This is a genomic window from Rhodococcus sp. D-6, assembly GCF_040256695.1.
GTDB classification, from domain to species: Bacteria; Actinomycetota; Actinomycetes; order Mycobacteriales; family Mycobacteriaceae; genus Rhodococcus; species Rhodococcus pyridinivorans.
This window is the reverse complement of record NZ_CP132970.1, coordinates 2323732-2341970: the sequence shown is the minus strand read 5'-3', so window position 1 is coordinate 2341970 and position 18239 is coordinate 2323732. Positions and strand designations below refer to the sequence as shown.

The 18239-nt window shown below is 69.2% G+C and carries 20 protein-coding genes; 8 read left to right on the top strand and 12 right to left on the bottom strand.

All coding sequences use genetic code 11. The features are described 5' to 3' along the window. Positions 1–216: 216 nt before the first annotated feature. From RBB84_RS11025 to glp, 3 genes are read right to left on the bottom strand one after another with little or no spacing between them, the layout of a single operon-like run. Positions 217–630, bottom strand: coding sequence for a molybdenum cofactor biosynthesis protein MoaE (locus RBB84_RS11025; protein ID WP_033097711.1), 414 nt, complete (start codon positions 628–630; stop codon positions 217–219). Then, positions 623–1621 (bottom strand): bifunctional molybdenum cofactor biosynthesis protein MoaC/MoaB, encoded by a 999-nt coding sequence (gene moaCB, locus RBB84_RS11020; protein ID WP_024101436.1) that lies wholly within the window; start codon positions 1619–1621, stop codon positions 623–625. Before moaCB ends, RBB84_RS11025 begins: the two co-directional genes overlap by 8 nt. Further along, positions 1618–2823: a gephyrin-like molybdotransferase Glp gene (gene glp, locus RBB84_RS11015; RefSeq protein ID WP_033097712.1), complete on the bottom strand. Its 1206-nt coding sequence runs from the start codon at positions 2821–2823 to the stop codon at positions 1618–1620. The genes moaCB and glp overlap by 4 nt, the downstream gene beginning before the upstream one ends. Positions 2824–2952: 129 nt before the next feature. Here glp and moaA point away from each other — a divergent pair, with 129 nt between their 5' ends. Next, positions 2953–4011 (top strand): GTP 3',8-cyclase MoaA, encoded by a 1059-nt coding sequence (moaA, locus tag RBB84_RS11010; RefSeq protein WP_033097713.1) that lies wholly within the window; start codon positions 2953–2955, stop codon positions 4009–4011. Next, on the top strand, positions 4004–4282 hold the full coding sequence (locus RBB84_RS11005) for a hypothetical protein (RefSeq protein WP_006550379.1): 279 nt from the start codon (positions 4004–4006) through the stop codon (positions 4280–4282). Before moaA ends, RBB84_RS11005 begins: the two co-directional genes overlap by 8 nt. Here the strand turns inward: RBB84_RS11005 and nadE are convergent. Continuing rightward, a complete protein-coding gene (gene nadE, locus RBB84_RS11000) occupies positions 4279–5115 on the bottom strand; it encodes an ammonia-dependent NAD(+) synthetase (protein ID WP_006550380.1) in 837 nt (278 codons plus the stop codon). The two genes, RBB84_RS11005 and nadE, sit on opposite strands and share 4 nt — an antisense overlap. Positions 5116–5192: 77 nt before the next feature. Between nadE and RBB84_RS10995 the strand changes: the two genes are divergently transcribed. Together RBB84_RS10995 and RBB84_RS10990 are read left to right on the top strand one after the other, a co-directional pair. After that, entirely contained in the window at positions 5193–5993 is an 801-nt protein-coding gene (locus tag RBB84_RS10995; RefSeq protein WP_033097714.1) for a fructosamine kinase family protein, read from the top strand. Further along, entirely contained in the window at positions 5990–6538 is a 549-nt protein-coding gene (locus RBB84_RS10990; protein ID WP_033097715.1) for a nucleosidase, read from the top strand. The genes RBB84_RS10995 and RBB84_RS10990 overlap by 4 nt, the downstream gene beginning before the upstream one ends. Before the next feature lie 21 nt (positions 6539–6559). Here the strand turns inward: RBB84_RS10990 and RBB84_RS10985 are convergent, their stop codons facing one another. The 3 genes from RBB84_RS10985 to RBB84_RS10975 are packed head-to-tail and all read right to left on the bottom strand — an operon-like array spanning position 6560 to position 8444. Beyond that, complete coding sequence (locus tag RBB84_RS10985; RefSeq protein ID WP_231912084.1) at positions 6560–6979, bottom strand: META domain-containing protein; 420 nt, start codon at positions 6977–6979, stop codon at positions 6560–6562. Positions 6980–7003: 24 nt separating this feature from the next. Further along, positions 7004–7795 (bottom strand): META domain-containing protein, encoded by a 792-nt coding sequence (locus RBB84_RS10980; protein WP_033097717.1) that lies wholly within the window; start codon positions 7793–7795, stop codon positions 7004–7006. Positions 7796–7799: 4 nt separating this feature from the next. Further along, positions 7800–8444, bottom strand: a complete 645-nt coding sequence (locus tag RBB84_RS10975; RefSeq protein WP_024101427.1) for a TetR/AcrR family transcriptional regulator — start codon at positions 8442–8444, stop codon at positions 7800–7802. A gap of 128 nt (positions 8445–8572) precedes the next feature. Between RBB84_RS10975 and RBB84_RS10970 the strand changes: the two genes are divergently transcribed. The 4 genes from RBB84_RS10970 (at position 8573) to RBB84_RS10955 (ending at position 13085) form a co-directional block, all read left to right on the top strand. Next, positions 8573–9130: an NAD(P)H-dependent oxidoreductase gene (locus RBB84_RS10970; RefSeq protein ID WP_006550386.1), complete on the top strand. Its 558-nt coding sequence runs from the start codon at positions 8573–8575 to the stop codon at positions 9128–9130. 222 nt (positions 9131–9352) lie between these two features. Continuing rightward, positions 9353–9967, top strand: coding sequence for a 2Fe-2S iron-sulfur cluster-binding protein (locus tag RBB84_RS10965; RefSeq protein WP_051121499.1), 615 nt, complete (start codon positions 9353–9355; stop codon positions 9965–9967). Next, a complete protein-coding gene (locus RBB84_RS10960) occupies positions 9964–10965 on the top strand; it encodes a xanthine dehydrogenase family protein subunit M (protein WP_024101424.1) in 1002 nt (333 codons plus the stop codon). Before RBB84_RS10965 ends, RBB84_RS10960 begins: the two co-directional genes overlap by 4 nt. After that, positions 10962–13085, top strand: a complete 2124-nt coding sequence (locus tag RBB84_RS10955) for a xanthine dehydrogenase family protein molybdopterin-binding subunit (protein ID WP_052040092.1) — start codon at positions 10962–10964, stop codon at positions 13083–13085. Before RBB84_RS10960 ends, RBB84_RS10955 begins: the two co-directional genes overlap by 4 nt. Here the strand turns inward: RBB84_RS10955 and RBB84_RS10950 are convergent. From RBB84_RS10950 to RBB84_RS10930, 5 genes are read right to left on the bottom strand one after another with little or no spacing between them, the layout of a single operon-like run. Next, a complete protein-coding gene (locus tag RBB84_RS10950) occupies positions 13065–13532 on the bottom strand; it encodes an ATP-binding protein (RefSeq protein ID WP_082921110.1) in 468 nt (155 codons plus the stop codon). The two genes, RBB84_RS10955 and RBB84_RS10950, sit on opposite strands and share 21 nt — an antisense overlap. Beyond that, entirely contained in the window at positions 13522–13857 is a 336-nt protein-coding gene (locus tag RBB84_RS10945) for an STAS domain-containing protein (RefSeq protein WP_033097719.1), read from the bottom strand. The genes RBB84_RS10950 and RBB84_RS10945 overlap by 11 nt, the downstream gene beginning before the upstream one ends. Then, positions 13854–15809 (bottom strand): glycosyltransferase, encoded by a 1956-nt coding sequence (locus RBB84_RS10940; protein WP_033097720.1) that lies wholly within the window; start codon positions 15807–15809, stop codon positions 13854–13856. Before RBB84_RS10940 ends, RBB84_RS10945 begins: the two co-directional genes overlap by 4 nt. Further along, the gene (locus RBB84_RS10935) at positions 15806–17044 is read right to left on the bottom strand and encodes a SpoIIE family protein phosphatase (protein ID WP_033097721.1); all 1239 of its coding nucleotides are present in this window, start codon (positions 17042–17044) and stop codon (positions 15806–15808) included. Before RBB84_RS10935 ends, RBB84_RS10940 begins: the two co-directional genes overlap by 4 nt. After that, positions 17041–18000: a glycosyl hydrolase gene (locus tag RBB84_RS10930; RefSeq protein ID WP_033097722.1), complete on the bottom strand. Its 960-nt coding sequence runs from the start codon at positions 17998–18000 to the stop codon at positions 17041–17043. Before RBB84_RS10930 ends, RBB84_RS10935 begins: the two co-directional genes overlap by 4 nt. Positions 18001–18239 lie beyond the last annotated feature (239 nt).

Below are 18239 nucleotides of genomic sequence, written 5' to 3'. Positions count from 1 at the left end.
CGCTGCCTTTCGATGCGGCGTGTGTGCACTCGACGGACCGTGTGCCCGTGGTGCTGTGCGATCGCCGCAAGGAAGGCCGGTGCATCTGTGCGTACTGCATCTGTGCATGCGGGCCGGGCACGATCCCGGTCCGCCGGTATCCCACGACGGTGGGCGTCGTCGTGACGCCCGAACCATGTCACCCTACCGCACGGGGTGCGTCAGTCCCTGATGTGACTACAGACCCACCCACTCCGAGGCACCCTCGGTGAAGTGCTGACGCTTCCAGATCGGCACTTCGGCCTTGATGCGTTCGACCAGTTCGGCGCAGGTGGCGAAGGCTTCTGCGCGGTGTGGGGCGGCGACCGCCGCGACCAGCGCGAGATCGCCGAGGGTGAGATCGCCCACTCGGTGCACCGCCGCGACCGGGAGCCCGGACTTCGCCGCGACGTCCTCGCAGCACCGCCGCAGGAACGTTTCGGCATCCGGATGTGCCTGGTACTGCAGCGCGGTCACCGACTGTCCACCGTCGTGATTGCGGACGACACCGGTGAAGAGCACCACCGCACCGTGTTCGGCGCCTGCCACCGCGGCGTCCACCGTTGCGGGATCGAGCGGTTCCGAGGAGATCCGGGCCAGTAGTTCACTCATGAGCGCCGCCTCCTGCGACTTGTGCCAACAGATGGTCGAGGATCGGGTCGAGGGCGGCGAGACCGTCCTTCACCCCGCCGGGCGAGCCGGGCAGGTTCACGACGACCGTGTGGCCGACGAGACCGGCGACGCCGCGCGAGAGCACGGCGTGCGGGGTGGCCTCGAGTCCGCGCTGCCGGATCGACTCCGCGATGCCGGGCAGTTCACGATCGAGCAGGGCGAGAGTCGCTTCGGGGGTCGCGTCGGTCGGCGACGCCCCGGTTCCGCCGGTCGTCACGACCAGGGCAGGGCCCGGACGGACCGCGTCGGCGAGACCGGCTGCGATGTCGGCGTCCGCGTGGACGAGGGGACCGCGGACCGCGAATCCCTTGTCCTCGAGCCACGACCGGATGAGCGGTCCGGTGCGGTCCTCGCGGGTGCCCGCGGCGACACCGGTCGACGCGACGACCACGGCGGCGGAGCGTCCGGTCTTCTCCACGGGCTGTTCGCCGGCCCCGGGGGTCCCGTCCCGGCCGGGTGCGTCGTCACGGGTCCAGTGGCCGCGCTTGCCGCCCTCCTTGGAGATCAGCCGCACGCCGTCGAGAACGGCGGCCGGATCCACGGCCTTGACCATGTCGTGCAGGGTCAGGCCGGCGACGGCGACCGCGGTGAGCGCCTCCATCTCGACTCCGGTCGGGCCCTTGGTCTTCGCGGTGGCCTCGATCGTGATCGAGGTGTCGGTGAAGTCGAACATCACCTTCACCGACGACAGCGCCAGCTGGTGGCACAGGGGGATGAGCTCCCAGGTGCGTTTCGCCGCCGCGATGCCGGCGATGCGGGCCGTGGCCAGGACGTCGGCCTTGGGCATGTCGTCGGCGCGGACGAGCGCGACCACCTCGGGAGTGGTGACGAGTTCGCCTGCCGCCACGGCGATCCGTGTGGTGTCGGTCTTCGAGGAGACGTCCACCATGCGGGCGCGTCCCTGGTCGTCCAGGTGGCTGAGGTCGGTCACAGGATCCGTACTTTCACGAGGTCTCCGGCTTCGAGGGAGGTGGTGTCGGCGGGGATGTCGAGGAGCACGTCGGCGGCGGCGAGTCCGGCGACGAGATGCGACCCGTGCCCGCGGAAGGGGGTCACCCCCTTCTCGTCGAGTCGCCCGCGCAGGAACTGCCGGCGTCCCGGGATCGACGTGAGATCCTCGGTGAGCGGCAAGCTCTCGCACACGACGGGCGGATAGCCGGCGGCGGCCCGCAGTGCGGGTCGCGCGAACACCTCGAACGAGACGAGCGCGCTGACAGGATTGCCGGGGAAGGTCAGGATCGGCACGCCGTCGACCACGGCGGTGCCCTGAGGGCCGCCCGGCTGCATCGCCACCGAGACGAACTGCCCGCCCCGCGGCGCGAGCGTGTCCTTCACGACCTCGAAGTCGCCCTTCGACACTCCGCCGGAGGTGAACACGACGTCGGCGACGCCCACGGCATGTTCGAGCATCGTCACGAACTCCTCCGGATCGTCGTGGCAGTGGTCGATGGTCACGACGTCGGCACCGTTGGCCGACGCGCTCGCGGCCAGCGCCGGTCCGTTCGAGTTGAAGATCTGGCCCGGCCCGAGTTCGCTCCCCGCCGTGACGAGTTCGCTGCCGGTCGAGATGATCGCGACCCGCGGCCGTGCACGGACGGAGATCGAGGTGAGGCCGACGGCGGCGAGCGCGGCGATGTGTCGGGCGGCGAGGACCGTGCCCGCGGGAAGCAGCAGATCGCCCTTGCAGACGTCGGTTCCCGCCTCACGCACATAGGTTCCGGGCGTGACGCTGCGCTCGACGGTCACGCTGCCGGCGCCGTCCGAGTCGGGGGTGGTCGCACGGGTGTCCTCGACCGGGACGACGGCGTCGGCGCCGTCCGGGACGGGAGCGCCCGTCATGATCTTCAGAGCGTGCCCCGGTTCGAGTGCCGCGACGGTGTCACCCGCGGCCAGCACGCCCTGGACGGGCAGGTCGGCGGGGGTCGACGCGAGATCGCCGGCGCGGACGGCGTAGCCGTCCATCTGGGAGTTGCGGAAGGGTGGCAGGTCCAGCGGCGACTCGACGTCCTCCGTGAGGGTGCGGTGCAGCGCGTGCGCGAGCGGCACACGCAACGGGCTCTTCTTCCGCAACGGGTCGAGCAACGCCGCCACGTGCTGTTCGTGTTCCTCCACGGACCGCCTGCCGCTCGTCATGCCGCCATCCTAGGCACACGAGGGCCGTGCCCCGCCGTCCACGACGCGCCGCGTGTGCCCCGTCTGTCCGGATGCGATGTCACGATCGGCGGTTGTGGGCATACTGGGCTGTATGAAAGCGATGGTCGTATGACAGCGGTGGACATGGGCATCCCGGTCGTGCGCGATCGCGCAGACGACGCGTCCGATCGGCCCGACGTGCCCGAGCTTCTCGATCGCTTCGGTCGCATCGCCCGCGACCTGCGCGTGTCCCTCACCGAGAAGTGCTCGTTGCGCTGCACCTACTGCATGCCGGCCGAGGGACTTCCCGAGATTCCGCGCGACCAGCTGCTCGCGAGCGCCGAGATCGTGCGTCTGGTGGGCATCGCGACCGGTCGACTCGGTGTCCACGAGGTGCGCTTCACCGGTGGGGAACCGCTCATGCGCCGCGATCTCGAGGAGATCGTCGCCGGATGCGCGCAGCAGACGCCGGGGCTGCCGATCGCGCTGACCACCAATGCGGTCGGTCTCCGGCACCGTGCGCGGGCGCTGGCGGACGCCGGACTGACCCGCGTGAACATCTCCCTCGACACCATCGACCGCGAGCACTTCGCGCGGCTCACGCGCCGCGATCGGCTCGATTCGGTGCTCGACGGTATCCGCGCCGCGGTGGCCGCCGGACTGGGTCGGGTCAAAATCAACGCTGTCCTGATGCCGGAAACCCTCGAAGGTGCGGCCGATCTGCTCGCGTGGTGCCTGGACGAGGGCGTGGAACTGCGGTTCATCGAGCAGATGCCTCTCGACGCCGATCAGAACTGGGCGCGCTCGCAGATGGTGCCGGCCCAGCAATTGCTCGACGTGCTCGGGCAGCGGTTCACGCTCACGGAGACCGAACGCGAGGACCTGTCCGCGCCGGCCGAACGCTGGCTCGTCGACGGCGGACCGGCGACCGTCGGGATCATCGCGTCGGTTACGCGGTCGTTCTGCAGCGACTGCGACCGCACGCGGTTGACGGCCGAGGGAACGGTCCGGTCCTGCCTGTTCAGCGACCGGGAGACCGACCTGCGCGCCGCTCTGCGGGGCGGCGCCACCGACGACGAACTCGCCGCGCTGTGGCGCGGGGCGATGTGGAACAAGTGGGCCGGACACGGCATGGACGCGGCGGACTTCGCGCCGCCGCAGCGGAGCATGGGAGCTATCGGTGGCTGAGGTGACGACGGGGATCGAGGTGCGGTACTTCGCGGCCGCAGCAGATGCGGCCGGACGCGAGAAGGACACGATCGACCTGCCGGAAGGCGCCGATCTCGGCACGCTGCGTGCCGTCCTCGTCGATCGTTACGGCGCCGATATGGAGCGGGTCCTGTCGGTGGCGGCCTTCCTGCTCGAACCCGGCGACGGCGGCACGGGCGAACTCACCCGGGACCTCGGCCGGCCGGCCGGGTCCCGAGTGGACGTCCTGCCGCCCTTCGCGGGTGGTTAATCCTCACGCCACCAGGTGTCGAAGGGCCCCACGGGCATCACGCGCTTGTGCCGCGTGTCGAGGAACTTGGCCTCGAGGCGCTTGGCGAGGTCGTCGGTGACGTCCTTGCCCTCGAGATAGTCGTCGATCTCGCTGTAGGCCATGCCGAGCGCTTCCTCGTCAGGCAGCGCGGGACGGTCGTCCTCGAGATCGGCGGTGGGGATCTTGATCCAGGTGCTCTCGGGTGCTTCGAGTTCGCGCAGCAGCGCCGCACCCTGCCGCTTCGTCAGACCGGCCAGGGGAGTGATGTCGACGCCGCCGTCGCCGTACTTGGTGTAGAAACCGGTCACCGCTTCGGCGGCGTGGTCGGTGCCGACCACGAGGTAGCCGAGTTCTCCGGCGATCGCGTACTGGATCATCATGCGTTCGCGGGCCTTGATGTTGCCGCGCACGAAGTCGCGCAGACGCGTCTCGGTGCCGTACAGCGCGCGAGCCGCTTCCGAAGCCGTCGCGTCGGCGCCGGGCTTCACATCCACACCGAGAGTGCGATCGGCTCCGATGAACTCCAATGCGACGAGGGCGTCGTGCTCGTCGGCCTGCTTGCCGTAGGGCAGGCGGACCGCGACGAACTCCGCCGTGTGGCCCTCGGCGCGGAGCTTCTCCGCGGCGAGCTGGGCGAGCTTGCCGGCGAGGGTGCTGTCCTGCCCGCCGCTGATGCCGAGCACGAATCCCTTCGCGGGAGTGCTGCGCAGGTAGTCGGCGAGAAACTGCACCCGCGCGTCGATCTCGGCGCGCGGGTCGATGGAGGGTTTCACCCCGAGTTCTTCGATGATCCGATCGCGAAGGTTCGTCATCTTCACGACCCTAGCGTTCCTGTGTTACTGCTGCGATACAACGGAGAAGAGGGTGGGCGAAGAGGGCGGGACGAAGTGTGCGGTCGGGCAGACTCTTCGGGGTGAGCACCGGAGACGTCTTCCGCAAACACGACCCGCACACCCATCCTGATTTCTTCCGGGCCGAGGCGGCCGGTCTGGCCTGGCTCGCCGAGGCCGGTATGCCGGTGGTGGCGGTGCGGTCGGTGAGCGAGCACCACATCGAACTCGAGCGGATCGCCGAGGCATCCCCGTCCGCCGAGGCCGCACGGGAGTTCGGTGCGGCACTCGCCCGGATGCACGACGTGGGCGCCGCCGGTTTCGGTGCGGCACCCGACGATTACGACGGGCAGCTGTTCATCGGCCGCCGCCCCATGAGCCGCACCGTGCACGACACCTGGGGATCGTTCTACGTCGCAGAGCGGGTGCTGCCCTTCCTGCGCATCGCGGTCGAGGCGGGCAGCGTCACCGGCCGTCAGTGCCACGACATCGAGGCCGCCTGCGATCTCGTCGCCGCCGGAGCCTTCGACGACGAGGATCCGCCCTCGCGCCTGCACGGAGACCTGTGGAACGGCAACGTGCTGTGGTCGCAACGCGGCGTCGTCCTGATCGATCCGGCCGCGCACGGCGGCCACCGCGAGACGGATCTGGCGATGCTCGCGCTCTTCGGTTGCCCGCACCTGGGCCGGGTCGTCGACGGCTACGAGGCGGCGCATCCGCTACGCGTCGGGTGGGAGCAGCGGGTGCCCGTGCACCAGCTGCATCCACTGGCGGTGCACGCCGCGGGATACGGTGCCGGGTACGGGCGGGAGCTGCACCGGGCGGCACTCGCGACCCTCGAACTCGGAGGCAGTACGTGAACGGGATCCTCGTCGTATCCGCGACCCGCGCCGAGGCGGCGCACGTCCCGGAACGCTACGAGACGGTGATCACCGGGATCGGGAAGGTCGACGCAGCGGTGGCCGTCACCGCGGCGCTCGCGGGGTATCCGGCCGACGCGCGGCCGCTCGTCGTGAACATCGGCACCGCCGGCGCATTGCACACCCACCATTCGGGACTGTTCCTGCCGTCCGCCGCGATCAACCACGACATCAGCAGCGAGATCCTGAAGAGCCTCGGTCATCCCGTGCAGGACGTCGTGCAGATCGACGACGGTGACGGCAGCGTGCTCGCCACCGGTGATTCGTTCGTCTCGGACGCCCAGATCCGCGACGCGCTGTCCGCGCGCGCCGATCTCGTCGACATGGAGGGTTTCGCAGTTGCCTACGCCGCCCGCCGCATGGGCGCGCCGTGCCGACTCGTCAAGCACGTGAGCGACCGGGCCGACGATTCGGCGCTCGACTGGCCGAAGCAGGTCGACCGCAGCGCACAGGAACTCGCCCGCTGGCTCGTCGAGCGTTACTGAACGATTCCATGACGAACGATCTCAGCGCCCGTCCGTACGTTCGGTGAGGGTGACGGTCACCGCGCCGGTGGTCAGGGTGAGCACCTCCCCGTCGAGAGCCCACCGGGGTGTGCCCGCGAACAGCGTCCGTACCCAGTCGTCGGCGCCGTCGCGCGGGGGAGGACACGCCATTCTCGTGGACGCGAGCGTCCCGGCGCGGATCCTGCTCCCGGACAGGTCGGCGGTGCCGGTGAACCGGTTGCATCCGGCGGACGCCGCGACCCGCTCCCGAGCGGGGAACGACAACTGGAGCGGACCGCCGCCGGGGATCGGCCGCCCCTCGACCTCGGTCGAGATGTAACGGCGACCGATCGGGTCGGACGGCGACGACCCGAACATTCCGCACCCGGACAGCAGCGCACCCAGTGCGAGGACGACGACCACGCGGACTGCTCCCGGCATGGGTCTCACGGTACCGAGGAGGGATCAGCGGGCCGTGAACTCCAGTCCGTCGGTGCCGTTCGCTGCGGTGAGAATCATCGACGAGCCCCGGACGATGTAGGTGGTCTCACCTGCGAGCACGTTCAGGACGTGCGTCTCGATGTCGGCGAGCTCGGGATCGGCGCAGGCCGCGCGGGTCATGGTGAGCGGTTCGAACAGGATGACATCGTCGCCCACCTCGGCGCTGCCGCCGAACTCGTTGCACCCCGTGTTCCCGGTGAGGGTGCCGTCGTCGGCCAGGGTGAGCGTCGGCGCGGCGTTCTCCAGGGCGACCGACCTGACGACGGCGTCGGCGGTGCGCAGCGAGGTCACCACCCACTCGGTGCCGGTGATCGGCAGATCGGGGTCGACGACCTTCTCGTCCTCGAGCGAGACCGTGATGTCGTCGCCGGTGAGCATGAAGGTGTCCCCGTCGAGCGACCAGCGCGGCTCGGCGTCGAACAGCGTGGTGAGCCAAGCGTCTGCTCCCTCGCGTTCCGGCAGGCAGGCCATCATCGTGCTCGCCAGGTCCGATGCCTTCACTCGGCCGTCGGCCAGGTCCACGCCGCCGACGAAACGGTTGCAGCCGGCGGTCGCGGAGATGCGTCCGTCCTCCGGGAACTCGACGACCATCGGTCCGTCGCCCGGGATCTGCGTGCCGGTCACGCTCGTCGAGACGAAGGTGCGGCCGGTGAGGTCCTCCGCGGAGTTGCCGTCGGCCGAATCCGAATCGGTGCTGCACGCGGCGGCCACCGCTGTCAGGGAGACCAGTGCGAGCACCCGGAATGTGCGAATCATGCCGTTACGGTACGGCGCTCGACCCAGATTTGCGGCTACCTCGACCGGTCACGACACGGTGTGCGAGTTCGGCCCAGTTGTCGGCGAGTCGGCGGAGCGGATGTCCCAGCTCGCGCCACTGGTGGAGCACGAGGGTGGCCTCGAGCGACGCGACCAGCGAGGTCGCCAGCAATCGGGTGTCGCCGGTGACTCCGGCGGCACGCAGCAGTGCGTCGACGTGGGCGAGCGAGACCAGGTGGGCGGGAGCGGTGTAGTGGGAGTCGGTGGCGGATTCGGCCGCGCGGAGCAGTTCGCCCTGCACCTCGACGAGTTCGATGCGTGCACGACCGAAGGCGATGAGCCGGTCCAGGGCCTCGGCGTCGGGGCCGAGCGGTGGCGGGCCGAACAGGAAGCCCTGCTGGAACTCGCGCTCGCTGTGGTCGAGCAGTGCCCGGACGAGCCCGGCGCGGGAGCCGAACCTGCGGAAGACGGTGCCCTTGCCGACCCCGGCCCGCGCCGCGACGGCGTCCATCGTCACGGCATCGACGCCGCGCTCGGCGACGAGCAGGGCGGCGGCGTCGAGCAGACGGGAACGATTGCGCGCTGCGTCGCCCCGTTCGGAGAGTCGTTCGTCCGCCAGGGGGAGAGCCCGGCTGTTCGCCGCAGACAGCGCCCGACCGTCCGCGTGCGGGAGGGGGCGAGTGTTCACAAGGTCACACTCTAGCGGGGCAGGGAATAAAGCGGACCACGGTCCGTTTAAAATTGCGTAGTCAACCACTTCGACCCGAGGATGTTCCCATGACCCGAGTTCTCGCCCTCGTCGGCAGCCTGCGTGACGGCTCCGTCTCCCGCCAGCTCGCCGAGACCGCCGCGGCGGTTGCTGCCGAGAACGTCGAGGTGACCCTCTACGAGGGCCTCGCCGACGTTCCCTTCTACAACGAGGATCTCGACGGCGAGGCTGCCCCCGCTGCTGCCGTGGCTCTGCGCGACGCCGCTGCCGAGGTCGATGCCGTGCTGATCGTCACGCCCGAGTACAACGGCACCGTCTCCGCGGTGCTCAAGAACGCCGTCGACTGGCTGTCGCGCCCCTACGGTGCCGGCGCACTGAGCGGCAAGCCCGTCGCCATCGTCAGCCAGTCGCCCAGCCAGAACGCTGCGAAGTGGGCGCTCGAGGACGCGGTCAAGGTCGTCGGAATCGCCGGCGGCAAGGTCGTCGACGCCGGCTCGCTGTCGGTCGGCGAAACCTTCGGCAAGTTCGGCGGCGAGCACGCCAAGGAGCACGCCGAGACCGCGCAGCAGGTCGCAACGGTCGTCGCCGCACTGGCCGACGCCACCAAGGTGCTCGCCGACGCCTGATCGAGACGTCCGTCGTCCCTGCCGGTACCGCCGGCACCGAGAGCGGCCGGCGGACCGACCGACACCCCCGGTGCCGGAGACCCGTGAGGTCTCCGGCACCGCGTATCCGCAGGGTCCGGCCGAGCCGCGGACGCTCCCCTCGTCGCTCGTCGCATCTCGACGGTTCGATGACGCCTGCAGCGGGAATGCCCCGAACACAGCCCACTGTTCGGAGGTTTGCCCATGACAAGCGGGGACACGAGGACCGATACCGGCCACCGACCCGATCTCGACATAGTTCTCCACGTCGACGGGGTGGAGCGTCGCGTCCCGATCGACGTCCGCACCACCGTGCTCGACGCACTGCGCGACCGCCTCGGGATCACGTCCCCGAAGAAGGGATGCGATCTCGGTCAGTGCGGAGCGTGCACCGTGCTGATCGACGGCCGGCGCACCCTCTCGTGCCTGGCCCTCGCCGCCTCGCACGACGGCGCCGAGATCGTCACCGCCGCCGGACTCGGCGACGGGGAGATGCATCCGCTCCAGGCGCAGTTCATCGAGGACGACGCCTTCCAGTGCGGCTACTGCACCCCCGGCCAGATCTGTTCGGCCGTCGGCATGCTCGACGAGTTCGCCGACGGGGCGCCGAGTCACGTAACGGCCGATCTCGAACAGGCACCCGAACTCGACGACGACGAGATCCGGGAACGCATGAGCGGCAATCTGTGCCGCTGCGCCGCCTATCCCAACATCGTCTCGGCGATCCGCACCGTCGCCACCGGCGACAGCCGAATCGGTGCAGGCGACAGCCGAATCGGTGTCGGCGACAGCCGCCTCGATACGGAGGAGACGCGATGAGCCCCCTCCGCTACGAGCGACCGGCAGATCCCGCCGCCGCCGTCGCCGTCGTGCACGAGACACCGGGTGCGGTCTTCCTCGCGGGCGGCACGAATCTGGTCGACCACCTCAAACTCGGCGTCGCGACCCCCGATCTCCTCGTCGACGTCTCGCATCTTCCGCTCGACGCCGTGGAGGAGACGGCCGACGGGGGAATCCGGGTGGGCGCCAACGTCCGCAACAGCGACCTCGCGGCGCATCCCTTCGTGCGGCGCAACTACCCGGTGCTGTCGCGCGCACTGCTCGCCGGTGCCTCACCCCAGCTCCGGAACACCGCGACCACCGGCGGCAACCTGCTCCAGCGCACGCGGTGCTCGTACTTCCGGGACGTGAGCACCCCCTGCAACAAGCGCGAACCCGGCAGCGGCTGCTCCGCCATCGGCGGATACACCCGCTACCACGCGATCCTCGGCGCCTCGGAGCACTGCGTGGCCACCCATCCGTCCGACATGGCGGTCGCCCTGCTCGCGCTCGACGCCGAAGTCCTGGTCCTCGGCCCGGACGGCGAGCGCGCCATCGCGGTAGAGGACTTCTACCGACTCCCCGGCGACACACCCGAGCGCGACACCGTGCTCGAACGCGACGACCTCATCGTCGGCGTGCAGATCCCCGCGGCGCAGAGTTCGCTGTCCACCTATCGCAAGGTGCGCGACCGGGCGTCCTACGCCTTCGCGTTGGTCTCCGTAGCGGCCGAGATGACCGTTGCGGACGGGACGATCACCGGGTGCCGCATCGCATTCGGTGGGGTCGCACACCGGCCCTGGCGGGCACACCGCGCGGAGGAAGCACTCCTCGGGCAACAACCCTCCGATGAGGTCTTCGCTGCGGCGGCCGAGGCCGAACTCGCCGACGCGAGTCCCCTCGACGGCAACGCCTACAAGATCCCGCTGCTGCGGCGAACCGTGGTGGCGACCCTGCGCGAACTCGACGAACGACGGGAACGAGGTGGATCCGCATGAGCCCCGAGCCGATCCGAGCAGGTGGACGCTCCACCGCGCGCATCGACGGACCGGCGAAGGTCGCCGGGACGGCACCGTACGCCTACGAGCACCCGGTCGACGATCCCGCCTACCTCGTACCGCTCACCTCCACCATCGCCCGTGGACGCGTCGACCGCATCGACACCGCCGCCGCAGAAGCGGTGCCCGGGGTGCTGAAGGTCCTCACTCCCTGGAACGCCCCACGTCTCACCGAAGAGGCCGAGGGCGAGTACTCCGTCCTGCAGACACCCGACGTGCTGTACCGGGGTCAGATCATCGGCGCGGTCGTCGCGGAGAGCTTCGAGATCGCCCGGGAGGCATGCTCGCTCCTGAAAGTCGAGTACAGCGAGGAACCGCACGACGCGCTCTTCCGCGCCGACCATCCCGACGCGTACACACCCGAGACCGTCAACGGCGGCTACGAACCCGACACCGAGCGAGGCGACGTCGACGCGGCGTTCGCCCGCGCCGAGACGGTGATCGATCAGTGGTACTCCACCCCTGAGGAACACAACAATCCACTCGAACCGCACACCGTGGTCGCGATCTGGCGGAACGACGTCGTGCCGTCGAACAGTGAGACCGACGGATACACTCTGACGCTGTACACCTCGACGCAACATCCGCACGGTGTCGTCGAGACCCTCGCGCCGGTCTTCGGTCTCGACGCGGCCCGGATGCGGGTGGTCTGTCCGTACATCGGTGGGGGATTCGGTTCCAAGGGCGGTCCTCACGCGCACGACGTCCTCGGTGGACTCGCGGCGCGGGCCCTGGCCGGGAAAGCGATCAAGTTCGCGGTCTCCCGACCAGACATGTTCGGTTACGTCGGGTACCGCGCTCCGACCGCCTCGCACATCCGGCTCGCGGCCGACAGTGACGGCAAGCTCACCGGTCTCGTGCACGAGGCGTTCGCCCAGTCGTCCCGGGTCACCGAATTCGTCGAACAGGCGGGGGTGCCGCTGCGCAATCTCTACGACGTCGCCAACGCCCGCACGTCGCATCGCGCGATCACTCTCGACGTGCCGGCGCCGTTCTGGATGCGCGCGCCAGGTGAAGCGCCGGGCATGTTCGCCGGCGAGGTCGCGATGGACGAGCTCGCCGCCGAACTCGGGATCGACCCGATCGAACTGCGCATCCGCAACGAACCCGAGTCCGATCCGGAGACGGGGAAGCCGTGGTCGTCGCGCCGGCTCGTCGAATGCCTCCGCGGAGGAACACAGCGATTCGGGTGGGATCCGTCCGACCGCGAACCCGGCACCCGGCGGCAGGGCAACACCCTGATCGGTACCGGCATGGCGGTCGCGACCTATCCCCACATGGTCAATCCCGGCTCGGAAGCCCAGATCCGGTATCTCGGGGAGGGGCGCTACTCCGTCCGCATCGGAGCCACCGACCTCGGTACGGGTGCGTGGACGGCCCTGACCCTCATCGCCGCCGACGCACTCGGATGCCGACCGGAGGACGTCGACCTCGAGATCGGCGACAGCGCACTGCCCAACGGCACGGTGGCCGGCGGATCGTCGGGCACCTCGTCCTGGGGAACCGCGATCGTCACGGCCGCAGAACAATTCGGTAAACGCTTCGGCGACGATCCGCCGGTGGGTGCCGAACTGTCCGCGTCGGCAGCCGAGAACCGCGAACTCGAGCACTACACCGCGCAGTCCTTCGGTGTGCACTTCGCCGAGGTGCACGTCGACGCCGACACCGGCGAGATTCGGGTGCCCCGGATGTTCGGTCTGTTCTCCGTGGGACGGGTGATCAATCCGCGAACCGCGCGTTCGCAGGTCATCGGCGGGATGTCCTTCGGGATCTCGATGGCGCTCTTCGAGGAGAGCATCCGCGACGCGCGTTTCGGGCACGTCGTCAACCACGATCTGTCCGAATACCACGTGCCGACACACGCTGACATCCGCCGGGTCGAAGCGGATTGGCTCGATGACGAGGACCTGCATGCGACACCCATGGGGTCGCGGGGGATCGGTGAGATCGGGATCGTGGGCAGCGCCGCGGCGGTCGTCAACGCCCTGTGGCACGCGACCGGAGTGCGGATCCGGAACCTACCGGCCCGCCTCGACGACCTACTGCCCGGACTGCCCTGACGCGTCGGACCGGTGACAGACCAGCAGCCAGCGATTGGTGCCGGCCTGTCGCCGGTACCGCAGCTCGTCGAGCGCGGCGAGGGCGATGGCGAGTCCTCGACCGCGCTCGGCGAGGGCATCCGGGAGTTCGACCGAACGCAGATCCACACGTGCCGGGGCCCCGTCGTCGATGAATACTGCTTCGAGACGATCCGGGTGGAGCTCCAGCGTCAGCGTCACCGAGACAGCTTGTCCCCGGCCGGTGTGCTCGATGATGTTCGCGGCGATCTCCGCGACCGCGATCTCGAACTGCACGCGGTCGGACTCGTCGAGTTCCTCGGCGGCGAACATCTCCGCGACCAGATCCATGATCCGGTCGAGGGTGCCCTCGCTCGTCGGGGCGGACAACTCCCACCGGCAGGGCGCCCCGTCGGACGGCTGCGCGTCGGACGGGGCGTCAGTCGCCATCGAAGGCCGCGTCCGCGGAGTCGTGGGTCGCCAGGACCCGATCGAGGCGGGTCAGCGCGAGCACGCTCTGCACCTGCGCCGTGGGCGAGGCGATCCGCAGGTCGCCGCCGGCCTGCCGCGCCGCCTTCAATCCGGACACGAGTGCGCCGAGCCCGGACGAGTCGATGAACTCGGTCGTGCTGAGGTCGACGACGAGCCGATGGGATCCGTTCTCGACGAGATCGCGCAACTGCTCGCGAAGACGTGGCGCCGCAACCATGTTCAGACGACCGGTGGGTTGCACGACGGTACTCGTTCCGACCGTGCGGGTTTCGTAATGGCTCATCGAACTCCTTCGTTCTCGGGTCCACGGTAGCGAGCCGCGCCGATCACCACCGACAGAATCAACAGGTCGAAGACGACCCAGACGAGGTTCGCGGTCACGCCGAGAACCGAGATGTCGCCGAGGAACAACCGCACCGCGCCGACGACCGCCGCCACGACCAGCAGTGCCATGACGAGCAGTTGCTGACGGAACAGATACCAGGGGACGCCCTCGCCGCCCTGGCGTGTCTTCGGGGTGACCGCGAAATCGAGCGGTTTGTCGAAGTACACGTTGAGGAAGGCCGTCCAGCATGCCTTGATCCACACCGGGAACAGCGCGAGGCTGTACTGCTGGCCGCGCCAGGTCGGCGTGCCGCGGCCGACGACGAAGAACAGCAGCTGACTGAGGATCAGGAACGGGACGAGCCGCGCGAAGAAGTCGAGACTGTAGGCTTCCACCGGCAGGATCCCGAAGACGAGATAGATCATCGGCGCCGCGAAATAGGCGAGGGCCGCGAAACCGGAGAGATAGCTCCACATCGTCGCCCAGTACATGAGGCGCTGCGCGAGGGTCATGCCCTTCTGGACGAGCGGATTCTCCCGCAGCATCACCTGGATCGTGCCCTGCGCCCACCGGAGTCGCTGCGTGACCATCGTCTTCGGATCCTCCGGTGCCAGTCCGTAGGCGAGGATCTCGTGGTGGTAGACGGACTTCCAACCCGCGCCGTGCAGACGCATGGAGGTGGCCATGTCCTCGGTCACGGAGATCGTGGCCAACGCGAGCATCGGCTCGGCCTCCTCGGCGCGGTCGACGTCGACGGCCCGGATCATCGCCCGGATCGATTCGAGCGCGCCGAGCGGCGACCATTCGCGGTCGGCGAGGCGGTCGAGCACGGTCTCGTCGATGGTGAGCGCGTCGGTGCCGTGCGCGTCGAGGGCGGCGATCTCCTCGAGATCGGCTCGGATACCACCGAAGTCGGCATCGACGATGCTGCGCGCGGCGGCGTCGACCGCCTGCTGGAAGCGGAAGGTGACGTCGGCGAGCGCCGCGCCGGCCCGCCGTTCGCCGCGTGCTGTACGCACGGCCTGTCGCACCGAATCCAGTGCCGCGGCGACGTCGGGCTGGTCGGCGGGCACCTTCCGGCGTGCGCGGTCGACCACCTTTCCTGCGGTGCGCAGGGTGCGTTCGACTCCGTCTTCGACGGCTTGGACGTAACCGGTCAGGCCGAGCTGCATGAGCGCTTCGCGTCGGAGGATTGCGTTGGACCCGCAGAAGAAGGCGGCGTTCCAGCCGTCCTTGCCCTGCTGGATCGGGCCGTAGAACAGCGGGGCCTGGCTGCCGAGCGGGTCGGACTCGGGAACGTTGGTGAAGTACTGCGGTGTCTGGACCAGGGCGGTGCGGTCGTCGGTGAAATATCCGAGTGTGCGGTCGAGGATCTCGGGTTCGGGCACCTGGTCGGCGTCGAGGATGAGCAGGAACTCGCCGTCCGAATGCAGCAGCGCGTTGATCAGGTTGCCCGCTTTGGCATGGCGTGGCTTGTTCGTCCAGCTCGCCGCCCGCGTCATGTAGTCGACGCCGAGTTCGGCGGCGGCTGCGGCGAGTTCGGGCCGGGATCCGTCGTCGAGGATCCACGTCCGGTGCGGATACCGGATACGCTTCGCTGCCGTGGCGGTCCGCAACACCAGATCGACCGGTTCGTTGTAGGTGGTGATGAAGACGTCGACCGTCATCCCCTCCGGCGCTGCGGGTGGTTCGGGCCGTCTCCTCAGCCGCCACATCGTCAATGCGAAGAGCAACGAGTCGATCAGGCTGTAGGTCTCGGCCAGCACCAGCGGAACCGCGATCCACCAGGCATCCCAGTTCACCGAGAACAGCCAACGCCAGACGATGTAGTTCAGGCCGACGACGACCGTGAGGACGATGAGGACACGCAGGAACGGTGACGGGTAGCCCTCCTTCGTGACGGCCTTCACGACATCTCGTTCCGTCGTATCGCGACGACCGTGACGTCGTCGAGCGGAGGTTCGTTCACCGTCAGGGCACGTGCTGCGGCCACCAGCGCCTCCGGGGTCGGATGGCCGGCGACGAAACGGCACAGTGCCGCCGGGTCGCTGTTCTCGTCGAGCAGGTCGAGCAGTCCGTCCGAGCAGACCACCAGCATGTCGCCGGGCGCGAGGTGCGCGGTCTCCGATGTCCATGTGGTGGCGGGGAACACTCCGAGCGGGGGACCGTCGCCCTCGAGGGGTTCGACCCCGCCGTCCGCGCGACGGATCGCCGCGAGTCCGTGCCCCGCATCGGCGTGGTCGACGTCTCCCGTGGAGAACTCGATCGCAGCGACGAAGGAGGTGGCGAACGTTCCCGTGTGCTCGAAGTCGTCGGCGAGGTGCTCGGCGCCGAGGGTCAGCGCCATCCCGGTGTCGAGGACGCCGACCGGACGACGTCCGAAGCGCTCGAGCACCCGGCCGGCACCGCGCAACGAGGAACGCACGCCCGACGCCAGGATCGCCGCGCCGAGGCCCTTTCCCATCACGTCGGCGACGGAGATCACGACGCCCTCACGGAGCCGGTAGTGGTCGTAGAAGTCGCCACCCACCACGAAGGCGGGCAGGCAGACGGTGGCGATCTCGTAGCCCGGAAGGTCGGATAGCGGCCGGGGGAGGAGCTGCTTCTGGATCTCGGCGGCGCGGTCGAGTTCGTCGGACCGGTCGAGTTCGCGCTGGGTCCATTCGGCCAGCTCCGCGAAGGTGTCGAGCTGATCCGGGTCGAGGTTCCTCTCCTCGGTGTCGTAGATGCAGAAGGTGCCCACGGGATGACCGGCCGGACCGAACAGGGGGTAACCCGCGTAGAACCGGATCCCACCCTCACCACCGATACCGGGGATGTCCATGAAGGCGGGATCGGTTGAGGCGTCGGGAAGGACGAGTGCGGGGTCGTCCGGCCGCTCGTACGCGCGCGCGATGGTGGTGCGGCACACCGTCCTCTCGCGAGGAACTTCGGAGAGTTCGAGTCCGAGGATCGACTTGAACCACTGCCGGTCGTGGTCCATCAGCGACACCGACGCCATGGGGACGCCGAACACGCGGCACGCCATGCGGGTGATCTTGTCGAAGCGCTCCTCGTGAGGGGTGTCGAGCAGCTCGAGTCGCTCGACGTCGCGCATGCGCTCGTCCTCGAGATGGTCGGGGAGCAGCGACGCCTCGGATGTCATCGTGCGGTGTGTCTCCTGTGCAGAGCGTCGTCCAGGGCCGCCGCGCACTCGGCCGTGCTGGTCAGGCGCCAGTCGGTTTCCTTGTTGTGATGGAACCACACGAACGTCGTCACCGCGGGGTGACTGTCCAAGTAACCCACCAGATCCCGGATCCAGTCCGGCTTCGACCCACCGGCCTCCGCGCTCGCGACCTCGGTGACCGCGACGGGACGACCCGGGGCGATCCGGCCGAGCTCGTCGAAGGTCGGTCCGAACAGATCTTCGGGGGACTGCCAGCGACTCCACGGCCGGGTGGTGCCCCAGTTGTAACCGTCGACCCCGACGACGTCGACGTGGTCGTCACCGGGATACAGGGGTGCGATGGGACTGCTGCCCTCGTGCGGGACGTTGACCGTCCAGATCCAGCGCACGTTGTCGGCCCCCTTGGAAGCGAACAGTTCGTGCACGTGTCGCCACGCCGCGACGTAGGTCTCCGGTGGGGTGCCGCCGGCGGGACCCCAGGGATACCAGTCCCCGTTCGGCTCGTGTGCGAAGCGCAGGTACACCGTCCCGCCCCAGGCGGTGAGTTCGTCCGCCCACCGGTAGAGATGGTCGTCGTGGATCCCGGCGGCGATGTCGGCCATCGTGATCGACGTCCGGTCGTATGTCCCGTCGCCACGCTGCAGCCACGGTTCCCACGTGACGATCGGGTCGGCTCCCGAGGCGCGCACGATGTCGAGGGCCCCGACGGGTGGTGGGGAGAGGAAGTCGACGAACCACAGCACCGCGCCGGGTGCGGTGCCGACCGCCTCGGTGACCGCGCGGTACTCGTCGACGGCCACCGGGCCGCCCGGGGTGCTGATGCCGAAGCGGGGACACGCGGTGCTCGTCTCGTCGAGCGGGGCGGAGATCGGTTCGCACTCACGGCGCGAGTCGCAGGCGGCGCACAGGGACAGTGCCAGCAGTGCGGCGAGCATCGCGCGAACCGGGTGCACGAGGAGTCATTCTTCCCGCCCGGAGCTCCCCGCGCAGGCCCTTCGGAGGGTGTTCTCGCGGTGCCCTCGCGAAGTTGTCGGTGGCACCCGCCACACTGTGCTCGAGGTCTCTCTCGTACGCGCTGCGGCGACACGCCGGGACACGCCCGAAACGCCGTGGAGGGAGGGTCGCGACCTGGGAATATCACCTTTGTAAGTCACAACATCCTGGGTTCTGTGTA